Raw genomic sequence first — 20,862 nt, 5'->3', positions numbered from 1 at the left:
AGTAAATTTGCATTTCTTAATTCTATCAGTTAATAAATATACATTTTTAGTGAATAAAAGAATGGAGTGTGAACATATGGCAGGATTACTCTCGCTTTCAAACGGCGAATCGTTTAAAGGAAATTGGCATGGCAAAACAAGCGGCATTCAAGGGGAAATCGTCTTTTATACCGGGATGACCGGATATGAAGAAGTATTAACCGATCCTTCTTACCAAGGACAGATTATTGTGTTTTCTTATCCGTTAATCGGCCAATACGGCATTCAAGCCGTTCATGTCCAATCGGGCAACATCCAGGCTGCCGGCATTGTGGTCGCGGAATTATACGATGGACCGGTTGAAAAGGGCGCCCTGACTCTGAGTGAGTTTGCGGAAAATGCGCAGGTTCCGATTATCAGCGGCGTGGATACGCGGTCAGTCATCCAAACCGTCCGTGAATTTGGTACGATGCCCGCTTATATGGGCCCTGGTTTTTCCCTTCCGGCTTTCTGGAAACCGGTGAAAACGGATTTCTTTTCAAACAGTATGCCGGAAGGAGACATCCAAGTGACAGGCGATGGAGACATTCATATCGGCTTGGTTGATCTTCAGTATAAATCCTCCATTTTGGATGAACTGCTGAAGCGGAACTGCAAAGTAAGCATCATCCCCCATACCTTGCCGACAGCAAAACTGGACGCGCTACAACTGGACGGCCTGCTGTTTTCAAACGGACCGGGTGACCCGGCGGCACTTACACCTCTGTTTCCTACATACCGCGACTGGGCAGAACGCTATCCGACATTCGGCATTTGCCTGGGGCATCAAGTGCTGGCATCCGCTTTTGGCGCCAAGACGACTAAGCTGGCATACGGCCACCGTGGAGCCAACCATCCCGTTGTCAATGTAAAAACGAAGCAAGTCTCAATGAGTTCCCAAAATCACAGCTACGTCGTAGAAGAAGACAGCATCGAAGAAACGCCGCTGTCGGTTCTTTATCAAAACGTCAATGACGGCAGCATTGAAGGGCTAGAGCATCCGGAACTTCCGGTCCTGACGGTGCAGTTCCATCCGGAAGCGGCTCCAGGACCTGCTGAGCACCTCCAATTATTCGATCAATTCCTTTCCACGATACAACAGAAAAAGAAGGTGAAAATCCATGCCTAAAAAGCAGGGCGTAAAAAAAGTGCTGGTGATCGGCTCCGGCGCCATCGTTATCGGACAGGCAGCTGAATTTGATTATTCCGGCACACAAGCATGTCTCGCGTTAAAAGAAGAAGGCATCGAAGTCATTCTGGTCAACAACAACCCGGCAACCATCATGACGGACAAGACCGTTTCGCATAAAGTTTATTTTGAACCGCTGACGGTGGACAGCGTAGCAGCCATCATTGAAAAAGAACGTCCGGACGGTTTGCTTGCGACAGTGGGCGGCCAGACCGGTTTGAATTTGGCGATGGCCCTTTCCGACTCAGGCATTCTGTCCAAATATGGCGTTTCGCTTCTTGGCACCAACATCAAATCGATCAAGCAAGCAGAAGACCGGGAGCAATTCCGCTCGCTGATGAATGCGCTCCATGAACCCGTGCCGGACAGCGACATCGTTTATTCAACGGATAGCGCTTTGGCTTTTGCTGCACAGGCCGGCTATCCGCTGATCGTCCGCCCTGCTTATACTCTTGGCGGTTTTGGCGGCGGCATCGCCCAAGATGAGCAAACGTACTTAACGCTCGTGACCCAAGGGCTCAGTGCCAGCCCCATCAATCAATGCCTGGTCGAGAAAAGCATTGCCGGCTATAAGGAAATTGAATACGAAGTGATGCGCGATGCAAACGGCACATGCATCACCGTCTGTAATATGGAAAACATGGACCCAGTCGGCGTCCATACGGGCGACTCGATTGTGGTGGCGCCTAGCCAAACGATGACTGACCGGGAATACCACATGCTGCGCACGGCTTCCATCAACATTATCAAAGCGTTAGGGATTATCGGAGCCTGCAACGTGCAATTTGCGCTGCATCCGGAAACCTCTGCTTATTATTTGATCGAAGTAAATCCGCGCGTCAGCCGTTCGTCAGCACTCGCGTCGAAAGCGACCGGCTACCCGATTGCTAAAATTGCAGCGAAGCTTGCGATCGGCTATACACTCGATGAATTGAAAAACCCGGTGACTGGCACCACCTTTGCAAGTTTCGAACCGGCGCTTGACTATGTCGTGGTGAAAATTCCACGCTGGCCATTTGATCAGTTCCAGACGGCCAACCGCAAACTAGGCACGCAAATGAAAGCGACAGGCGAAGTGATGGCGATTGAGCGCAGCATGGAAGCCGCTTTCCAAAAAGCCATCCGCTCTTTGGATATTCCGCTGGACGGCTTCCGGTTGCCAACTCTTTCCGATATGGCGGATGCCCAATTGGAGAAATTGGCGATCGAAGCAGATGACCGCAGGCTCTTTGTGTTACTCGAATTATTGATCCGGGGAAAAAGCACGGAACAGCTGCACGAGATGACCGCCATCTCCCCGTATTTCTTATATGTCCTAAACCGCATTGTCAGTGAATGGCGGAAGCTTCAAACAGAAACCTGGAACAGCATGACGCATGCCCGTCTGCTTCAGGCAAAAACTTTGGGGTTCAGCGACCAGCAGCTTGCGAATCTTTGGTCCATTCCGGTTTCAGAAGTTTGGGGGCAACGGAAAAGCTGGAGTTTGCTTCCGGCTTATCGCGTAATTGATACGTGTGCGGCCGAATTCCGTTCCCAGACGAATTATTTATACTCCACTTGGAAGGGCTCATCCGATGCGCGTGCACTGAACGCTAAAAAAGTGGCGGTCATCGGCTCCGGCCCGATCCGTATCGGCCAAGGAATTGAATTCGATTATTGCTGCGTCCACAGTGTCCTGGCATTGCAAAAGCATGGCTATGAAGCTGTGATGATCAACAACAATCCCGAAACCGTCAGCACCGATTACGAAATTGCCGATGCTTTGTATTTTGAACCGCTAACGGCGGAAGACATTTTAAACGTGCTGGATTTCGAAGGCATTACGCAAGTCATCGTCCAATTTGGTGGCCAGACTTCGCTGAATGTGGCGGCTCAACTGGAAGAAGCCGGCATCACCGTACTCGGTTCTACCGCTGATCTGCTGGATCAAATGGAAGACCGCGACCGCTTTTATTCATTCCTGGAATCGGCCGGCCTTCCGGTCATCCCAAGCTTTACCGCAAACAAAGCAGCCGAAGTATCGGCTTATGCCGCGAAGCTCGGCTATCCGGTGCTCCTACGCCCTTCCTACGTCATCGGCGGAAAAGGCATGATTGTCCTCCACGATGAAGTGGAACTCACGAAGTGGCTGGAACATACCGCAATGGAATTCCCTGTCCTTGTAGACCATTTCATCACCGGCAAAGAAGTAGAAGCGGATATTCTGACGGACGGCGAACATGTCTGGGTGTCTGCTGTGTTTGAGCACATTGAAGGCACAGGCGTCCATTCAGGCGATAGCATTTCCATCACGCCGCCTGTTTCACTGACTGCAGAAGCGATGGAGAATCTGACGGCCACTGCCGAGCATATTGCCCGCAGCATGAAGTACACCGGCTTGTTCAATATCCAGTTTGTTTATGAAGGCGACCAGCTGTACGTCATGGAAATCAATCCGCGGGCTTCCCGCACCGTGCCGATCAGCTCAAAAGCAACAGACGTTCCGCTTGTCCAGCTGGCAACTGCATTGATGCTGGGCATTCCGTTCAACGAACTCGGCATTGAAGAACAATACAACGGGCAGCCGCAATATACCGTGAAAGCACCCGTATTTTCTCATATCAAGCTCCCTGGATTGTCGCCGGTGCTGTCTCCTGAAATGATGTCGACCGGTGAAGTCATCGGACAAAGTCCCGATTCAACCGTTGCCATGCAAAAAGCGCTTGACGGTGCTTCCCAGCAATTGGCGGCCCTTCAAGGCGGCGGCACGGTCTTCATCACCGAGGCTTCCCTGCAGCAAATCGATCAGCAGTTCTGGAAGCAGCATGGTTTCGGCTTTTGCACAGAAGCGAGCTTGCCTTTTGAGCAGTGGCTGAAAACTGCCGATAAAAAAGCTTATATCGACTTGACGCCGGACCCGGACGCCAGCCAAGCTGCACAAGCCGCTATCCACCGGCTTCATGTGTGGACCCGCAAAGAAACGATTATTGCTTATCAAGAACACGTTACGGCCATTCACGGATCATCGAAAGGAGTGCTTGTTAAATGACGATTGCTTTGCCGCTCGCACCACAACTCGTTCAAAACCATCTTTTATCGTTAAAAGATTACAGTTCCTCTGAAATTCTGGATCTCCTGTCGCTTGCAGCCGACTTAAAAAAACCGGAGAACAAATACTTGCCTTTATTGGAAGGCAAAGTGCTCGGCATGATTTTCGAAAAATCATCGACCCGCACGCGCGTTTCGTTTGAAGCAGGCATGCTTCAGCTCGGAGGGCACGCCATGCACCTCAGTACCCGCGACATCCAGATGGGCCGCGGCGAAACCATTGCCGATACGGCAAAAGTGCTGTCCGGCTATTTGGACGGCATCATGATCCGCACGTATCATCAGGACACCGTCAAGGAATTGGCCGAACACAGTTCGGTGCCGGTCATTAATGGCCTGACAGATGACTTCCATCCTTGCCAGGTGCTTGCCGATTTGCTGACCATCCAGGAACATTTCGGGACAGCTGCCGGCAAAAAAATGGCTTATATCGGAGACGGCAACAATATGGCGAACTCCTTGATGATCGGCGCTGCCAAGGTGGGCATGGATATTTCCATCGCGGCGCCTGCGAAGTACGCTCCAAAACCTGAAATGTTGGCACTGGCTCAGGAAATTGCCAAACAGACCGGCGCCAACATCCACGTAACGACAGATCCGGTGGAAGCCGTGAAAGACTGTGACGTGATTTACACCGATGTCTGGGCCAGCATGGGGCAGGAACAAGAGGCACTTGAACGCATGGAACATTTCAAAGGGTTCCAGGTCAACGAAGCGCTTGCGGCACATGCCAACGAAGATTATATCTTCATGCACTGCTTGCCGGCACACCGCGAAGAAGAGGTGACCACCGGCATTTTGGAAGGCCCGCATTCCGTTGTTTTTCAGGAAGCTGAAAACCGCTTGCATGCCCAAAAAGCTTTGCTTGTTGCACTCATGGCAAACTAATTCATACAAAAAAGCGGTTCCGGAAGCATGTGCTTCCGGAACCGCTTTTTGTTTTGCCAACTCTTACGCTTCGTCATCGATGAATTCAGGTTCCACTTTTTCAAGCTTTTCTTCATTCAAGATGGTGTACATATTGGCGGTTTCTTCTTTTCTTGCATTTTCTTTTAATTGTTCTACCCGTACTGTCACTACTTTTTGGCCAAAACGGATTTGCAGTTCGTCGTTTTCTTTTAATACGGAACTGGCTTTTCCTTTCGTGCCATTGATGGTGATGCGGCCTTGGTCGGCCACTTGTTTAGCGAGCGTCCGTCGTTTGATCAAACGGGACACTTTCAAAAATTTATCGAGTCGCATGGGTCAGTCTTCCTTTCTTGCCATAGCTTTGGCTTCGTTCCAAAATTGGTCAAGCTGCTCGAGCGAATAATCGCTGAAATCGCCGGTGCCTTCTTGTACGCGTTTTTCCACGTGGCGGAAGCGCTGCTCAAATTTACGGTTGGCATGCACCATTGCCTGCTCCGGCGACAATTCGTAGAACCGGGCAATATTCACCAAGGTGAACAGCAAATCGCCAAGTTCGTCCAATTGGCGGTCTTTAGAACCTTTCGCCAGTTCCGCTTGGAATTCCTGCAGCTCTTCTTCGAATTTCTTCCAGGCGCCTTCTGCATCCGACCAGCTGAAGCCGACTTTCGCCGCTTTTTTCTGGTAGTTGTAAGACGTAATGAGCGACGAACTAAAGCGCTCCTGGCCATCTAAAATCGATTCGGCTGCCGGTTTTTCCTGCGCTTTGATCGCCTGCCAATTGGCTACCACTTCATCGGCATCTTCCACTTCGGCATCTCCGAAAACATGCGGATGGCGGCGGATCATTTTCGAGCTTACAGACGCGAGCACATCTTCGAGCTGGAAATAGCCATTGTCCTGGCCGATTTGGGCATGCAGGAATACCTGCAGCAGCACATCGCCCAGTTCTTCCGCTATAGCTTCGTCATCCTGCTCTTCAATCGCCTGAATCAGCTCGTGGGCTTCTTCAAGCAAATAAGGGCGCAGCGACTCATGGGTCTGTTCACGGTCCCACGGACAGCCTTCCGGACTTCTCAGCTGGGCCACGATACTGCGGAAAGTCTGCCATTCCTTCAAGCGCACGAGCTGGTCTTTTGCCGGCGGCACATAAACCGTTGTTAAATTGTTCACTTCGGCTGCGCGGTCAAGTTCATAAAGCGGCACTGTGCGCAGAACTTCGTCCGCTGAACCGGCTGCGGTGACAATGGTCACCGGATACTCTTCCGGATATTTTTCCATCAGCGTCAGTTTGACTTCCGAAGCGCTGAACGAATCATACACTTGGGCAATTAAAATATGCTGTGTCATGTTGACATCGTCGCTTTTCATCTCCGTTCCGTCAAGAAGCTGAAAGCCTTCAATTGGATCGATGCGCAGCGCACCGAACAAAGCGTCCAGAAAACTATGTCCTCCTTCAATCGACAGTTGGCAAGCTCCCGCTTTCTCAGCTTCGATCAAATTTTGGACGGTCTGTTCGGCCACAAGCGGATGTCCGGGAACCGCATAAATGACGGATTGGCTTTTCGAAAGCTCCACTAATGTATCCGCAATTTCTGCGTATACCGGCGCAAACGTGTCGTGTTTCTCGTAAACGGCATCGAACGACGTGAATTCCACACCTTCTGCTGCCAATTCCGTCAGCACCGGATGGTCCTGGGTGCGGACGTATAAGTTCGCTGCTTGTTTTAATTTCTTGTAAACACCGAGCGGCAGTTGATCTAAATCCCCTGCGCCCAGCCCGATTACGTGTATCGTATTCATCTTTATCCTCTTTTCTGTTGTCGGATTTTCAACTGGAGGCCGGCCAGCTTCCGGCCGAACGGGATAATGTACCATTCTTTCTCCGTAATGATCCGGCTCTTGGCAATCAGCAGAAGAAAGACGATTGCCCCAAGCGGCACCGCTGTCAACGAAGTCAACAAAGCGGACAGCCGGCTGGCGGCGCCGTCAAACAACACCATGTCCGAAAAAAGAGCCCAGCCGATCACAATCATCCCCATCGCGGCAGTTGATGCGCCGATCCAGCCGTAGTAACGGACCGGTGCAAAACGGATCGGCCAGACCCGTTTAAAGTATTGAAGCAAGCCGATGACAATGAAGGCTAGACCTAAATTCCCGGCAACCGCTGCGCCTGTTACTTCCCATAGCGGCACAAGCACCCAGTTGCCGATGATTTTAATGAGTAATCCGCCGGTCAACAGCAGCGCCGGCACTTTCACTTTGCCTAAGCCGTGGAGCATGGCAGTCATGATCAACAGCAGCGACATCCAGACAATCTGCCAGCTGAAAATAATTAACGTCAGTGATTCATCCCGCGTCTGGAACAGCATTTCATTGACATACGGCATGACGAAAGTCAGGCCGGCAGCTGCTGCAAACGCAAACAGAAACGAAATGCGGAAAGCAAGCCCCGCATACATCTGCGCCGAACGGCCGCTTTCTTTTTTCGACATATGCGCCACCAGCGGCACAATCGTCAAGGCAAGCGATGTCGCAATCAGGATGCCAAACTGGACAAGCGGCTGGCCGCGGTCGTACACACCTTTTTGTTCCATGGCGAGCGTCCGGTCCAAGCCGCTTTCCGTTAATAGCCGAAACACCGTGAACGAATCCGCCAATTGAAAAAACAATAAAATCAATGAACTCATGCTGATGCTGAGCGAAATGGCCGTCATGTTTTTAATGACCGGCCAAACACGCAGCTTAGATGCTGTTTGTAATTTGAAGACGCGCTTGCGGAAATAAGCCACCAACAGAATGACACCGGCAATTTCCCCGGCCACTGCACCGAACATTGCCATCTGCCCCGCAGCATAAAGGGAAAATCCGCTTGAGACGACAACCCAGGTGCCCAGCAAAATGACCGTCACACGGATGCCTTGTTCGGTAACTTGTGAATAGGCAACCGGCGCCATGTCGTTGTTTGATTGGAAATAGCCTTTTAACACAGCCAGCGGCGGCATTAACAGCACCGCAAAAGCCCCCACCTGCAGCAAACCGCTTAAGTTGGAATCTCCCATCCAGCCTGCCAGCAGATCCGAACCTATATATAAGCTTAGGAAAAACAGCGTCGAAATGACGACAATAAACCCAAAAGCGATTTTCAGGATCGAGCCGTGTTCCCGTTCGTCGGAATCGGCCATCATTTTCGACACGGCAACGGCAAAACCGTACGATGTCCACGTGCTAAAGATGCCGATGAACGGGTAAACTTGCTGGTAAATATAAAATCCCTGGTCCCCCACCAGATTTTGATAAGGCACCCGGTAAACGGCGCTGAGCAGTTTAACGATCAAGCCCGCCATCGTCAAAAGAACAGCGCCTTTCATAAATGTCTTCATTGTTCCTTCATTGGCCAACGGGCTTCACTCATTCCCTGTTCAAAATTAACTCACCGTTTTTTCTTCGCGGAGCGATTCCGGAATCAATTTCATCATGCCTTCAAGCACATCAAACGGATGATGCTTGCCGGATTTGTTTTCGTCAATGGTCATGACCAATTGTTGGCCCGACATGCTGAATCCGACTGCACGTCCGTAAGCTGCTGATTCTTCCACCAGCTTTCCGCCGTTAACGGCAGCGGTGCCGTCTTCAGACAAGCGAATCGAAATCAGCTTGCCGTTTTGTTTGATTGTTTCGACGCCGGTCTGGCGCGCCCAAATTTTCATGCGGGCAATGCGCAGCAGGCGGTCTGTTTCAATCGGCATATCACCGAAGCGGTCAATCAGTTCGTCTTGCAGTTCAGCAACTTCCTCTACCTCTTCAATGCCTTTGACGCGTTTGTACATCTGGATTTTCTGGTAGCCGTCGCCAATATAACTGTCCGGAATATAGGCATCGATATCAAGCGAAATCTCCACTTCCGGAATTTCTTCTTTTTTCATGCCCGTCCGGCGTTCTTCAATTGCCTGCTCTAGCATTTGTGAATACAAATCAAAACCGACCGAATCGATAAAGCCGTGCTGCTGCGAGCCAAGCAGATTCCCCGCTCCCCGGATCGACAAATCACGCATGGCGATTTTAAAGCCGGAGCCGAGTTCGGTGAATTCCTTGATAGCCATCAAGCGCTTTTCAGCGACATCGGTCAGCACCTTGTCGCGCTGGTACATGAAATAAGCATAGGCGACGCGGCTTGAACGGCCGACGCGTCCACGCAATTGATAAAGCTGCGACAAGCCCATGCGGTCCGCGTTGTGGATGATAAGCGTATTAACGTTCGGGATGTCGATGCCCGTTTCAATGATGGTCGTCGTTACCAAGACGTCGTAATCGCCGTCTAGGAAACCGAGTATGACCGATTCAAGTTCCGTTTCGGACATTTGCCCGTGGGCATAGCCTACCCGCGCTTCCGGCACCAAAGATTGGATTTCTTCCACTTTGCGGGTCATGTCGTCCACCCGGTTGTACAAGAAAAATACTTGGCCGCCGCGCGCCATTTCCCGTTCGATTGCCTCGCGGACAAGTGCACCGTTGTATTCCATGACATAGCTTTGCACCGGAAAGCGGTTTGCCGGCGGAGTTTCGATGACAGACAAATCACGTACACCGATCATCGACATATGGAGAGTCCGCGGAATCGGCGTTGCCGTCAAGGTTAAGACATCGACATTCGTTTTCATTTGCTTGATCTTTTCTTTATGGGTAACTCCAAAGCGTTGTTCTTCATCAATGATCAACAAGCCCAAATCTTTATAGGCGATGTCTTTTGACAGGATCCGGTGTGTGCCGATGACGACATCAACCGAGCCATTCTTCAAGCCTTTGACCGTTTCGGTCTGCTGCTTCTTGGAACGGAAGCGGCTCATCAGCCCGACTGTAATCGGATAGTCTTTAAACCGTTCGCTCATCGTCTCAAAATGCTGCTGGGCAAGAATCGTCGTCGGCACCAAAAAGGCCACCTGCTTGCCATCGAGCACCGCTTTGAATGCGGCACGAATCGCCACTTCCGTTTTGCCGTATCCAACATCGCCGCAGATCAAGCGGTCCATTGGCCGTTCTTTTTCCATATCGCGTTTCACTTCGTTGATGGAGCGCAGCTGATCAACCGTTTCTTCGTACGGGAATTCAGCTTCGAACTGCCGCTGCATGTCCTGCTCTTCCGTAAACGCATAGCCTTTTAGTGCTTCGCGTTCAGCATACAGTTTGATCAAGTCGTCGGCAATGTCCTGGACCGCAGCCGACACTTTGCGGTGCGTCTTTTTCCATTCCGCGCCGCCCATTTTGTGGAGTTTCGGCTCTTTTTCTTCCGAAGCGATATATTTCTGGATCAAATCAATCTGGTCGACCGGCACGAACAATTTATCGTCCGCTTTGTAGATGATATGCAAATAATCTTTATGGACGCCGCCGATTTCCAGCGTTTCGATGCCGACATAGCGGCCGATGCCGTGATGGATGTGCACGACGTAGTCGCCCGGTTTGATTTCCGAATAACTCTTGATGCGCTCGGCGTTGGTCAATTTTTGCGGACGCGTTTTTTTCTTCGCCTGTTTTTTAAACAGTTCCCCGTCCGTCAAAATGGCCAGGCGCTGCAAAGGCATCTCAAAACCGCCGGACAGGTCACCGTCCACCAAATACATCTTGCCGCCTTGGATGTTCGTAGACGCGGTCACAATTTCCGCGTCCATATCATAGTCTTCCAGCACAGAGCGGACTTTTTGCAAGCGCTCCTGGCCTTCGGCAATGATAAACACTTGGAATTTCGCCTGTTCCCAGCGCTCCGCTTCCGTTTTCAATAAATTCATCTGTCCGTGGAACGATTGCATCGGACGGCAGGAAAACGTGATGGAATTTTTCACTTGTATGGAAGGGAATGTTCGGACAAACAAGGACAGAAACGCCATTTTTTGTTTGGTTTTATTCAAGACCTCGCGGAAGGAATAGGACAGGCGCAAATTATGCAGGAATTTCCCTTCTTCCAAAAGCGAGACGATCCAATCCCCTTCTTCACGTTCCAAAGTATCCGTCATTTCCTGGATGCGCCCAAGTTCATCAAATAAAATGACGCCATTTCCCGGGAAATAATCGCTTAAACAGGCCGACTGCGATTCGACGAGTGCTGCATATTTTGCAACCTGATCCGGCACATTGCCTTCACGCAGCATTGTAATGTCGTGTTGAATATGCTGAAGCAATGCTTCTTTCGTATCTTCTGCTTTGATTTTCTTTAAGGAAGCGGCCAGTTGGTCTTCCAATTTCTCGGCCAATGCCAGCTGCTGGGCTTTGGACAGCACCAGCTCATTTGCCGGCAAAATGCACAGCGATTTCATTTTTTCCAAAGAGCGCTGGTCTTCAGCGGAAAACAGCCGAATGGAATCCACTTCCGTATCAAACAGTTCGATGCGGGCGGGATGCTCAAAGTTCAACGGATAGATGTCAAGAATCCCCCCGCGCAAGGCAAATTCCCCCGGCGTCGTCACCATTGGGGTGCGGGAATAGCCCATTGCGACCAGCTTCAACAGCCATTGATCGGCATCCAACTCTTCCCCTTCTGCCGTACGCAGCGTGGAACTTTCCCATTGCTCATGCGATGGCATTAATTTGCGCATCCCGGCAACTGGCGTAATGTAAATCCCTTTTCCGACACTGTACATATGGTCAAGCGTATCCATCCGGTGTGCCCGCAGCTCCGGTCCTGAAAACGACACATCGGCCGCAATCAGTTCATCGGCCGGATACAAGTGGACCAGTTCTTCCCCCATCAATTTAACCAAGTCATCATAAGTACGCTGCGCATTCAGTAAATTCGGCGTCACAATCAATAAAGGCTCCTGCATGTCCGACCAGACCGTCTGGTAGAAGACAGGCCGGGCACTGCCGGACAAGCCCGAAATCAAATGATGGTCATTGCCTTTTTTCAAATCAGCTATGAATTTCTGTATATGGGAATCCTCTGAAAACACCTGCAAAATTTGTTCCATTTAGATTCCTCCTTTCAAGGTAAGTGAGTAGATCGATCAGTATGGCGGAAACAGAAAAAAGCTCTGAACGCCAACAGCGCCAAAGCGAATTTATGATCCATTAAAGTTATTCATGACTTCCGGGTATGCTTTCGACAGCCATAGCTCACACGCTTCTGCGCTTTGCTTGACCGCTTCTGCCACTTCCGGGATTTCGTTGTCCGAAAAACGCGACAAGACATAATCCGGAACTTTCATGCCTGCCGGTGGACGGCTGATGCCGATGCGGATGCGGTTGAACTGCTGCGTCCCTAAATGCTGAATCAGCGACTTGATGCCGTTATGTCCCCCTGCACTGCCTTTTTGGCGCAGCCGGAGCTGGCCCGTCGGCAAATCCAGATCGTCGTAGATGACAACAATGTCTTCAATGGCGATATCGTAATAATCCATCAACGCTCCGACACTTTCTCCGGACAAGTTCATGTAAGTCAGCGGCTTTAACAGCATGACTTTGCCTTCAGGCCGGTGAATAATCGAATACATCCCTTTGAACTTCGTCTGCGTCAAAGGCGCACTCCATTTAGAAGCCAGATAATCAATCACTTTAAACCCAATATTGTGCCGCGTCTGTTCATATGTTTTGCCGGGATTCCCCAAGCCAATAATCAGTTTCATAAGAATCTTCCTTTTCTTTTTCCTGCTAATTATTTTATCATATTAAGCTTTAAAACAGAAAAATAGGGACTGTCGCTAGACAGCCCCTGTATTTTCTTTGATTACTCTTCTTTTTGGTCATTCTCCGGTTCGCCGCCGATTACTTCCGGTTCAGCATCTTCACCTGCAGGTGTTTCAAGCTCATCCAGTTCATCCTGCGTACGCGGAGCTGTTACAGAGACAAGGATAAAGTCATCTTCATCCAGGATTTCATAGGAAACCGTTCCGCGGATATCGCCGACTGTCACTGTGTCGCCGATCGCAAGGTTTGCTGCGTCGACTTCAAGCGCATCCGGAATATCAGCCGGCTTCACTTTGATTGTTACTTCGCGGTTAGGCTGGTTGACTACGCCGCCTTCTTTTTCTCCAGGTGATTCGCCGATCAAATGTACAGCGACAGCTACTTCAAGCTCATCTGACATATTGACTGCCAAAAAGTCAACGTGTTCGAAGCTGCCTTTCAAAGCGTCACGCTGGAAATCGCTCAATACCACGTTTAAGGTTTTGCCATCCAGTTCCAGGTTAATAACCCCGTTGCGTCCGGATTCACGTAAGGTTTTAATCAAGTCGATTTCAGAAACTGCTACAGGCGTAGTTTCTGTCTGGTAGCCGTAAACGACGCCAGGCACGATTCCCTGTCCGCGCAGTTCCGTTAATTTAGAATGCGGTGTACCCGCTTCTCTTTTTTGTACTGATATTTTTGATGTCATATACACTCATCCTCCAGTTTAGTTGTCCATAACAGCTATTTACCCTGCTGCAGGAAAACCAAACCTAAAGGACTAATAAGCATGTATTCAGATCAATCAAACAAGGTGCTGACAGATTTTTGTTCATGGACGCGAACGATGGTTTCGGCCATTAACTTAGCTACAGAAAGCTGTTTGATTTTCGGAGATTTCTTTTCTTCCGGCAAGGCGATGGAGTTGGTTACAATCAATTCTTTAATAACGGAGTCGTTGATCCGTCCTACCGCAGGGCCAGAAAGTACCGGGTGCGTACAGCAAGCGTATACTTCTTTTGCTCCGCTCTTAACTAACGCACTTGCCGCAATGGAGATGGTCCCGGCTGTATCGATGATGTCATCGATGATGATAGCCGTTTTGCCGTCTACATTCCCGACGATGTTCATAACTTCCGCCACGTTTGGACGCGGGCGGCGCTTGTCAATGATGGCAATCGGCGCTTTCAGGCGGTCCGCCATCTTGCGGGCACGCGTTACCCCACCATGGTCCGGTGAAACGATAATGACGTTGTCCAAATCGATGCCGCTGTCGTTCAAGAAATAATCTGAAAGAAGAGGTACAGCCACTAAGTGGTCAATCAGGATATCAAAGAATCCTTGGATTTGAGGCGCATGCAAATCAAGTGCAATGACGCGGGTTGCTCCTGCTGTTTCCAGAAGGTTGGCCACCAATTTCGCAGTAATCGGTTCGCGTGAACGCGCTTTACGGTCTTGGCGGGCATAGCCGTAATAAGGCATTACGACGTTTACAGTACGGGCAGAGGCACGTTTTACTGCATCAATCATGATCAGCAGTTCCATTAAATTCTCGTTGACCGGCTCAGAAGTCGATTGCACGATGAAAACATCACAGCCACGGATACTTTCTTCAATATTAATCTGGATTTCCCCATCGCTGAAGTGGGTAACTGAACTTTTTCCAAGCGGCAGGCCGATATGTTCGGCAATTTCCTCCGCTAACTTCTGGTTCGAATTCAAAGCGAAAATTTTCATCTTAGTGGTTGCTGCATCAATTTGATAACTCATTTCGTGTGTAGCCTCCTATTATTTTCTTGAGTTTAATTTAGTGACATAGCCTTCTTTATTTTCTTGACGTGCACGGGCGATCGCTAACGCATCGCTAGGCACGTTTTTAGAGATGGTGGATCCTGCAGCTACGTAAGAGCCTTTGCCGATGGTAACTGGGGCAATCAAATTCGAATTGCAGCCGATAAACGAGTCATCTTCAATTGTCGTAAGGAATTTGTTCTTGCCGTCGTAATTGACGGTAATCGTTCCACAGCCAATGTTGACGTTGCTGCCGACGCTGGCATCTCCGATATAGCTCAAGTGCGAAACTTTGCTGCCATTTCCAAGCTCTGATTTTTTCACTTCGACAAAATTGCCGATTTTCACTTCATCGCCCAGTTGAGTCTGCGGACGAAGATGTGCATAAGGGCCGACAGCCGTATCGTTGCCAACTGTGCTGTCGTATACATGCGATGATCGGATAACTGTACGGTCTCCGATAATACTGTTTTCAATATGGCTGTTCGACGAAATCAAGCAGTCTTCACCGATTACGGTATTGCCTTCGATGATGACATTCGGCTGAAGCACCGTATCAGCACCGATTACCGCTTCAGCGCTGATATAAGCTGTTGCCGGGTCGATGATCGTGACGCCTGCACGCATATGCTTTTCAGCAATACGGGCGCGCATAATACTTTCAGCTTGGCTTAATGCCACCCGGTCGTTGACGCCAAGTGTTTCATCAAAGCTGTCTGTTGCATACGCTGCCACTACTTCGCCTTGTTTTTGAAGGATTTCAATAACATCCGGCAAGTAATATTCGCCTTGCGCGTTGTTGTTGGATACCAATTTCAGCGCTTCAAATAATGCCTCATTGTCGAAGCAATACGTGCCTGTATTGATCTCTTTCACTTTTTGCTCTTCAATCGAGGCATCTTTCTGCTCAACGATCTTGGAGACGCTTTCGGATTCGTCGCGCAAAATACGGCCATAACCAGCCGGATTGTCGGCAATTGCCGTCAAAATTGTCGCTTTTGCACTCGTTTCAGCATGATGGTCAAGCAAGGATTGCATCGTTTCCGGACGAATCAGCGGTGTATCTCCGCAAACCACCAAAGTCGTGCCAGACAGCCCTTCAATCAAAGAAGCAGCTTGCTGCACGGCATGGGCTGTTCCCAGCTGTTCTTCCTGCAACGCATACTCGCTTTTCGAGCCTAATTGTTCTTTTACTTTTTCAGCGCCATGGCCGACAATTGTGACAATCTTTTCGACGCCGAGCTGTGCCACGTTATTGGTGACATGCTCTACCATCGGCATACCGCAAACAGGGTGAAGCACTTTGTAAAGTTTTGACTTCATCCGCGTGCCTTGGCCAGCGGCTAATACTACTGCATATGTATTCGTCATGTAGTCAGGTCCTCCAATCAAGTGATTTGTTATCTATTTCATTCATATAGTGGATATTTTAGCTTTTCCTTATTGACTATAGCGGAATAACCTTGATTTTTCAAGGTTTCCGAGCATGACAATACCATGACATTCTCAGAAAGAGGACAAAAAAAAGAGCCCTATCTGCAATAGAAGGCTCCTGAGATGGCGCATTTAAACACCGGCTTCTTCAAAGACCGGGTCATTTTCGCTTTGGTGGTATGCGGCTAAGATCGCTTCTTGAAGCTTGTTGCGTGTCCCGGAATTGATTGGATGGGCAATATCCCTGAATTCTCCGTCCGGTGTCCGCTTGCTTGGCATCGCGACAAACAATCCTTCATTGCCGTCAATCACCCGAATATCATGCACAACAAACTCGTTGTCCAGTGTGATGGAAGCGATTGCCCGCATCCGGCCGTCTGTTTGCACACGCCGAAGCCTTACGTCGGTTACTTCCATTGTGTCACCACCTTTCCTCTTGGATGCATTTTGTGTTGCTAATATATGTAATTCGATACAAGGGACTAATCTCCTTCAAAAATTACAGTATTTATTAGAAAATTTCATTAATAATTTCAGGCAAATAAAAACCACCCCGAAGGATGGTTTTACGCTGTAATTTTTGCAATGACTTCGATTTCCACTTTTGCGTCTTTCGGCAAGCGCGCCACTTCAACCGTCGAGCGGGCGGGCTTATGATCGCCGAAATAAGAAGCATACACTTCGTTAAGCGCCGCAAAATCATTCATGTCTTTAATAAAGACCGTGGTTTTGATGACGTTTTCCAAAGAAGAGCCGGCTTCTGCCAGGATGGCTTTCAAGTTGGCAAACACCTGATGTGCCTGTTCAACGATTGAGCCTTCGACCATTTCCCCTGAAGGCGTCAATGGAATCTGGCCTGAACTGTAAAACATTTCCCCGGAAATAACTCCTTGTGAATAAGGCCCAATGGCCGCCGCTGCTTTGTCTGTCGCTACAAATTTCATCTTAAATTCCTCCATTCGTAAAATAGTTTCCTTCTTCCAATGCAATCGTCCGCTCTTTCTCGCTGACTTCGTGCAGTTTAACAAGCGACAAGTATTTTTCAACAAGGCGCTCGTCGGAATGCTGTGCTTCCACCAATACAGCTACTCCTGCCAGCGTACAATCGAATTCTTCCAGCAAGTTTTTCATGCCGTTCATCGTTCCGCCGACTTTCATAAAGTCATCGGTGATGAGAACCCGCTGTCCACTCTTCATGCTGCGTTTTGACAGCACCATCGTCTGGATGCGCCGGGAAGAACCCGACACATAATTGATGCTGACGGTCGAGCCTTCCGTCACTTTGCTGTCTCTTCGAACAATCACAACCGGCACATTCAAATGGCGGGCAATGGCATGGGCAATCGGAATCCCTTTGGTCGCCACTGTCATGATGACATCAACTTTTGCATCCGCAAAAGCGGACGCAAAAACTTTGCCAACCCGGTTCATCATGTTCGGGTTGCCGAGTACATCGGTCATGTACAAATAGCCCCCTGGCAAAAGCCGGTCGGAATGGCTAAGCTCCTCCATCAATTCTGCCATGATGGCCTTGATTTCCTCTTTATGGAGCTTTGGCACATACTTCACGCCGCCAGCTGCTCCAGGCACTGTCATTAACAGCCCGATCCCTTTTTCTTCAAACGTCTCTTTGACAATCCCTAAATCTTCACTGATTGACGATTTGGCGGATTCATAGAGATCTGAAAAATATGTAAGGGGAATTAACTTATGTGGATGGTCCAAAAGATAATGTGTCATATCAACTAACCGTTCACTGCGCTTCCACTTCATAATACACGCTCCTAAATACGAATGATTTATAGAAAATTTACCATAAATGTACGTATTTAAGCAAGTGGCTCCCGTTCACCGATCAAACGGACCGCATAAACTTCGGCACAAAAACCTCTCAGGCCATTGTAGATGCGCGGAATCCGGGCTTCCTGCTGCACGAGCCCAAATACGGTCGGGCCGCTTCCACTCATCAATACGGCGTCTGCTCCAAATTTCTTCATCTGTTCTTTAATCTGGGCAACTTCCGGATACAAATTCAACGTGACGCTTTCCAGGGCATTGCCTAAGTTGGCGCACATCGCATTGTAATCGCCGGCTGAAAGCGCTTGGATCATTTCCTGCGTATTCGGGTGCTCGGCTTTTTTAGCGTCGAATGCCCCGTATACTTCCGCGGTGGAGACGCCAATGGTCGGTTTCGCTAAAATCACCCAGCAGTTGGGCGGTGCCGGCAGCTCCTGAATAATTTCTCCACGGCCTTTGGCTAAAGCCGTCCCACCGTAGACGCAAAAAGATACGTCTGAACCGATCTTCGCTCCGAGTTCCGCCAGTTCATCGAGGGACAGATTTAATTGCCATAATTGGTTTAGGCCTTTTAAAGTCGCAGCTGCATCGCTGCTTCCTCCTGCCAGTCCAGCAGCAACTGGAATTTGTTTGTCCAGCGAAATGATGACCCCTGATTTGATGTTATACGTATCTTTTAACAACTGGGCGGCCTGGTAAGCCAAGTTGCGGGAATCATTTGGAACAAAGCGGTCTGCGGATTCGATAAAGATTCCACTTTCCGTTGCTTTCAACCCGATCCGATCAGCCAAGTCGACTGTCGTCATGATCATTTCGATCTCATGATAGTTATCGGGGCGCTTATGTAAAACATCTAACGTTAAATTGATTTTGGCAGGCGCCTTCACGTAGAGCATCCCACTGCCTCCTTTATATTCTGATGAAGATTATTTTAACACATGAAGCGCGCTTGGGGAAAAATGGAGAAAATAAACAAAAAAACTCACAGCCGTTGAAGCAACGGGCTGTGAGTTTCAAAAACAATATGAATACCGTTCATTATTTAACAACAAGTTCTTCTTCTGTTCCTTCATAGACAACAATTTCCACTGCTTCTGTCAGGATGTCTGCGTAGCTGTAAGACACACGTTCAAATGAATGCTCATCTTGATCAAGTTCAATTACGAACACCGAGTGATATGTTTCTCGCAAGATTCCGGCGCGTTCGACCGTTTTCTTACGTCCTCCATTTGCCTTTAAAATCAACCGTTTTCCAATATGTAGGTCCAACGATTTTTTAATATCCGCCAAAGTTTTGGGCATCTTGTCTACACCTCACTATAGACAAAGTCTACCAGAAATTGACCGTCCAGTCAAGTAAATTTCTAATTTTATCAGCGAAGTGTATAAGATGTCAATATTTTTTTATCCGAAATACCTGTCCCTTTAAAAAAGATGTGCCATAACTGTAACAAAATGAAAGGTTTTAGGAGAAATATGGATATAATTTATCCGCCAATAAGCCGAATTCTTTGATAGATAGAGTTTCTCCACGGCGCGATGGATCAATTTCCGCTTCTTCCAGCGCCTTTAAAATCAGTTCTTTTTTCTCTTTGCCGTTCGGCATAGCCGTTTGCAAGTTGTTCAAGATCGTTTTGCGGCGCTGAACAAATGAACCTCGGGTCACTTGGAAAAAGAAATCTTCATTAATGACTTTTACCTGGGGTTCGGGACGCTTGATCATGCGGATAACAGCCGAATCGACATTGGGCTGCGGCATAAAGACCGTCTTCGGCACCGTTAATGCCATTTCCGCTTCTGTGTAGTACTGAATCGCGATAGACAACGAACCGTAAGCCTTGGTGCCCGGCTGTGCCGTGATGCGCTCTGCTACCTCTTTCTGGAGCATGACCACGAGCGCGCGGATCGGCAGCTTTTCAAGAAGCAGTTTCATGATGATCGGTGTAGTCACGTAATACGGCAAATTTGCCACGACCACAATGTCTTCGTAGCCAGTCAGTTCTTCATTGATGGCTTTCTCGACATCGGCTTTTAAAATATCCGAATGGATAATGGAAATATTGTTATAGGGCGATAAGGTATCTGCGAGTACGGGCAACAGGCGCTGATCGATTTCAAAGGCCAGTACTTTGCCCGCTTCTCTTGCTAAATGTTCGGTTAAAGCACCGATCCCCGGACCGATTTCAATGGCAGCGGACTGTTTGGTCAAATTCGCTTTGCCGACAATTTTCCGCAGAATGTTCGGGTCGATCAGGAAGTTCTGGCCAAGGCTTTTCTTGACGGTCAAGCCGTGTTTCGCCATAATTTCCTGCGTACGTATAGGTGTTGCAATATCTTTCGTCATTAAAGTTCCTCCTGGTTTAGCGCTTGCACAGCTTCAATAAATTGTTTTTTCGTAATGCCGAACATATGGAGCCTTTTCTGAAGCTGTTTGCCGTTTGTATAGCCGATTTGAAGCATGGCCCCTAAACGGGTTCTGCGCAGTTTCGCTTGAGGATGAGCGACGAGTGCTGCGTCAATCAAATCCTCCATTGTTATTTCAATTGCTTGTTCTGTCTGGCGCGGTGTATATACAGCAGCTAAAGCCGCTCGAATGTCTTCGTCCTTTGCATGTTCAATGCCGAGGCCTTTGCCGTTTTTGGCAAGCGTTTTTTCTTTGGCTAAAAAGGCGTGTTTCACCCCTGGCACATGTTCTTCAATAATAGCACGGATTCGCCGTCCGGGATAATCGGGATCGGTAAAAACAATGACGCCGCGTTTCTCCTGTGCATGGGCGATCCGCTCCAAAGTCTCTTTTGAAATGGCAGAACCATTTGTTTCCAGTGTATCTGCCCCTACTGCGCGCTTAACTGCCACAGTATCATCTTTTCCTTCTACTATAATAATCTCTTTAATGTTCATGGTTGTTCCTCATTTCCCGCGATTCTTGTTTTATTTTACACACAGCCGGGTAGAATAGTAAAAGGCTTTCCCGGGGAATTCCC

At 48.9% G+C, this 20,862-nt stretch carries 18 protein-coding genes; 3 read left to right on the top strand and 15 right to left on the bottom strand.

What is annotated here, in order from left to right; genetic code table 11:
* The first annotated feature begins 76 nt into the window (after positions 1-76).
* From HU147_RS18225 to argF, 3 genes are read left to right on the top strand one after another with little or no spacing between them, the layout of a single operon-like run.
* Positions 77-1,147, top strand: coding sequence for a carbamoyl phosphate synthase small subunit (locus HU147_RS18225; RefSeq protein ID WP_224077517.1), 1,071 nt, complete (start codon positions 77-79; stop codon positions 1,145-1,147).
* Entirely contained in the window at positions 1,140-4,235 is a 3,096-nt protein-coding gene (locus HU147_RS18220) for a carbamoyl phosphate synthase large subunit (protein ID WP_224077516.1), read from the top strand. Before HU147_RS18225 ends, HU147_RS18220 begins: the two co-directional genes overlap by 8 nt.
* On the top strand, positions 4,232-5,182 hold the full coding sequence (gene argF, locus HU147_RS18215; RefSeq protein WP_224077515.1) for an ornithine carbamoyltransferase: 951 nt from the start codon (positions 4,232-4,234) through the stop codon (positions 5,180-5,182). The genes HU147_RS18220 and argF overlap by 4 nt, the downstream gene beginning before the upstream one ends.
* 63 nt (positions 5,183-5,245) lie before the next feature.
* Here argF and HU147_RS18210 read toward each other — a convergent pair whose 3' ends face one another.
* The 15 genes from HU147_RS18210 to rnmV form a co-directional block, all read right to left on the bottom strand.
* The gene (locus HU147_RS18210; protein WP_224077514.1) at positions 5,246-5,536 is read right to left on the bottom strand and encodes an RNA-binding S4 domain-containing protein; all 291 of its coding nucleotides are present in this window, start codon (positions 5,534-5,536) and stop codon (positions 5,246-5,248) included.
* Positions 5,537-5,539: 3 nt separating this feature from the next.
* Positions 5,540-7,003 carry a nucleoside triphosphate pyrophosphohydrolase gene (gene mazG / locus HU147_RS18205; RefSeq protein WP_224077513.1) on the bottom strand — a complete coding sequence of 488 codons (1,464 nt, stop codon included), beginning with the start codon at positions 7,001-7,003 and terminating at the stop codon, positions 5,540-5,542.
* Between the two features lie 2 nt (positions 7,004-7,005).
* Positions 7,006-8,583 (bottom strand): putative polysaccharide biosynthesis protein, encoded by a 1,578-nt coding sequence (locus HU147_RS18200; protein ID WP_224077512.1) that lies wholly within the window; start codon positions 8,581-8,583, stop codon positions 7,006-7,008.
* A gap of 45 nt (positions 8,584-8,628) precedes the next feature.
* Positions 8,629-12,162: a transcription-repair coupling factor gene (gene mfd / locus HU147_RS18195; RefSeq protein WP_224077511.1), complete on the bottom strand. Its 3,534-nt coding sequence runs from the start codon at positions 12,160-12,162 to the stop codon at positions 8,629-8,631.
* Positions 12,163-12,252: 90 nt separating this feature from the next.
* Positions 12,253-12,816, bottom strand: a complete 564-nt coding sequence (gene pth, locus HU147_RS18190) for an aminoacyl-tRNA hydrolase (RefSeq protein WP_224077510.1) — start codon at positions 12,814-12,816, stop codon at positions 12,253-12,255.
* Positions 12,817-12,917: 101 nt separating this feature from the next.
* Positions 12,918-13,565, bottom strand: a complete 648-nt coding sequence (locus HU147_RS18185; protein WP_224077509.1) for a 50S ribosomal protein L25/general stress protein Ctc — start codon at positions 13,563-13,565, stop codon at positions 12,918-12,920.
* Between the two features lie 92 nt (positions 13,566-13,657).
* Positions 13,658-14,626: a ribose-phosphate diphosphokinase gene (locus HU147_RS18180; RefSeq protein ID WP_036802134.1), complete on the bottom strand. Its 969-nt coding sequence runs from the start codon at positions 14,624-14,626 to the stop codon at positions 13,658-13,660.
* Positions 14,627-14,644: 18 nt separating this feature from the next.
* Positions 14,645-16,018: a bifunctional UDP-N-acetylglucosamine diphosphorylase/glucosamine-1-phosphate N-acetyltransferase GlmU gene (gene glmU / locus HU147_RS18175; protein WP_224077508.1), complete on the bottom strand. Its 1,374-nt coding sequence runs from the start codon at positions 16,016-16,018 to the stop codon at positions 14,645-14,647.
* Between the two features lie 195 nt (positions 16,019-16,213).
* The gene (spoVG, locus tag HU147_RS18170; protein WP_036802131.1) at positions 16,214-16,498 is read right to left on the bottom strand and encodes a septation regulator SpoVG; all 285 of its coding nucleotides are present in this window, start codon (positions 16,496-16,498) and stop codon (positions 16,214-16,216) included.
* 149 nt (positions 16,499-16,647) lie between these two features.
* On the bottom strand, positions 16,648-17,025 hold the full coding sequence (locus HU147_RS18165) for a RidA family protein (protein ID WP_224077507.1): 378 nt from the start codon (positions 17,023-17,025) through the stop codon (positions 16,648-16,650).
* 1 nt (position 17,026) lies between these two features.
* Positions 17,027-17,854, bottom strand: a complete 828-nt coding sequence (gene purR / locus HU147_RS18160) for a pur operon repressor (protein WP_224077506.1) — start codon at positions 17,852-17,854, stop codon at positions 17,027-17,029.
* A gap of 56 nt (positions 17,855-17,910) precedes the next feature.
* On the bottom strand, positions 17,911-18,774 hold the full coding sequence (gene ispE / locus HU147_RS18155; protein ID WP_224077505.1) for a 4-(cytidine 5'-diphospho)-2-C-methyl-D-erythritol kinase: 864 nt from the start codon (positions 18,772-18,774) through the stop codon (positions 17,911-17,913).
* 142 nt (positions 18,775-18,916) lie between these two features.
* Complete coding sequence (gene veg, locus HU147_RS18150) at positions 18,917-19,180, bottom strand: biofilm formation stimulator Veg (protein WP_036802123.1); 264 nt, start codon at positions 19,178-19,180, stop codon at positions 18,917-18,919.
* 163 nt (positions 19,181-19,343) lie between these two features.
* A complete protein-coding gene (gene rsmA / locus HU147_RS18145) occupies positions 19,344-20,222 on the bottom strand; it encodes a 16S rRNA (adenine(1518)-N(6)/adenine(1519)-N(6))-dimethyltransferase RsmA (protein ID WP_224077504.1) in 879 nt (292 codons plus the stop codon).
* Entirely contained in the window at positions 20,222-20,779 is a 558-nt protein-coding gene (rnmV, locus tag HU147_RS18140) for a ribonuclease M5 (protein ID WP_224077503.1), read from the bottom strand. Before rnmV ends, rsmA begins: the two co-directional genes overlap by 1 nt.
* Between the last annotated feature and the right edge of the window lie 83 nt (positions 20,780-20,862).

The sequence above is a fragment of the Planococcus chinensis genome (genome assembly GCF_020071995.1).
Classification (GTDB): Bacteria; Bacillota; Bacilli; order Bacillales_A; family Planococcaceae; genus Planococcus; species Planococcus chinensis_A.
The sequence above is the reverse complement of the archived record's forward strand: the minus strand, read 5'-3'. Positions and strand labels throughout refer to the sequence as shown.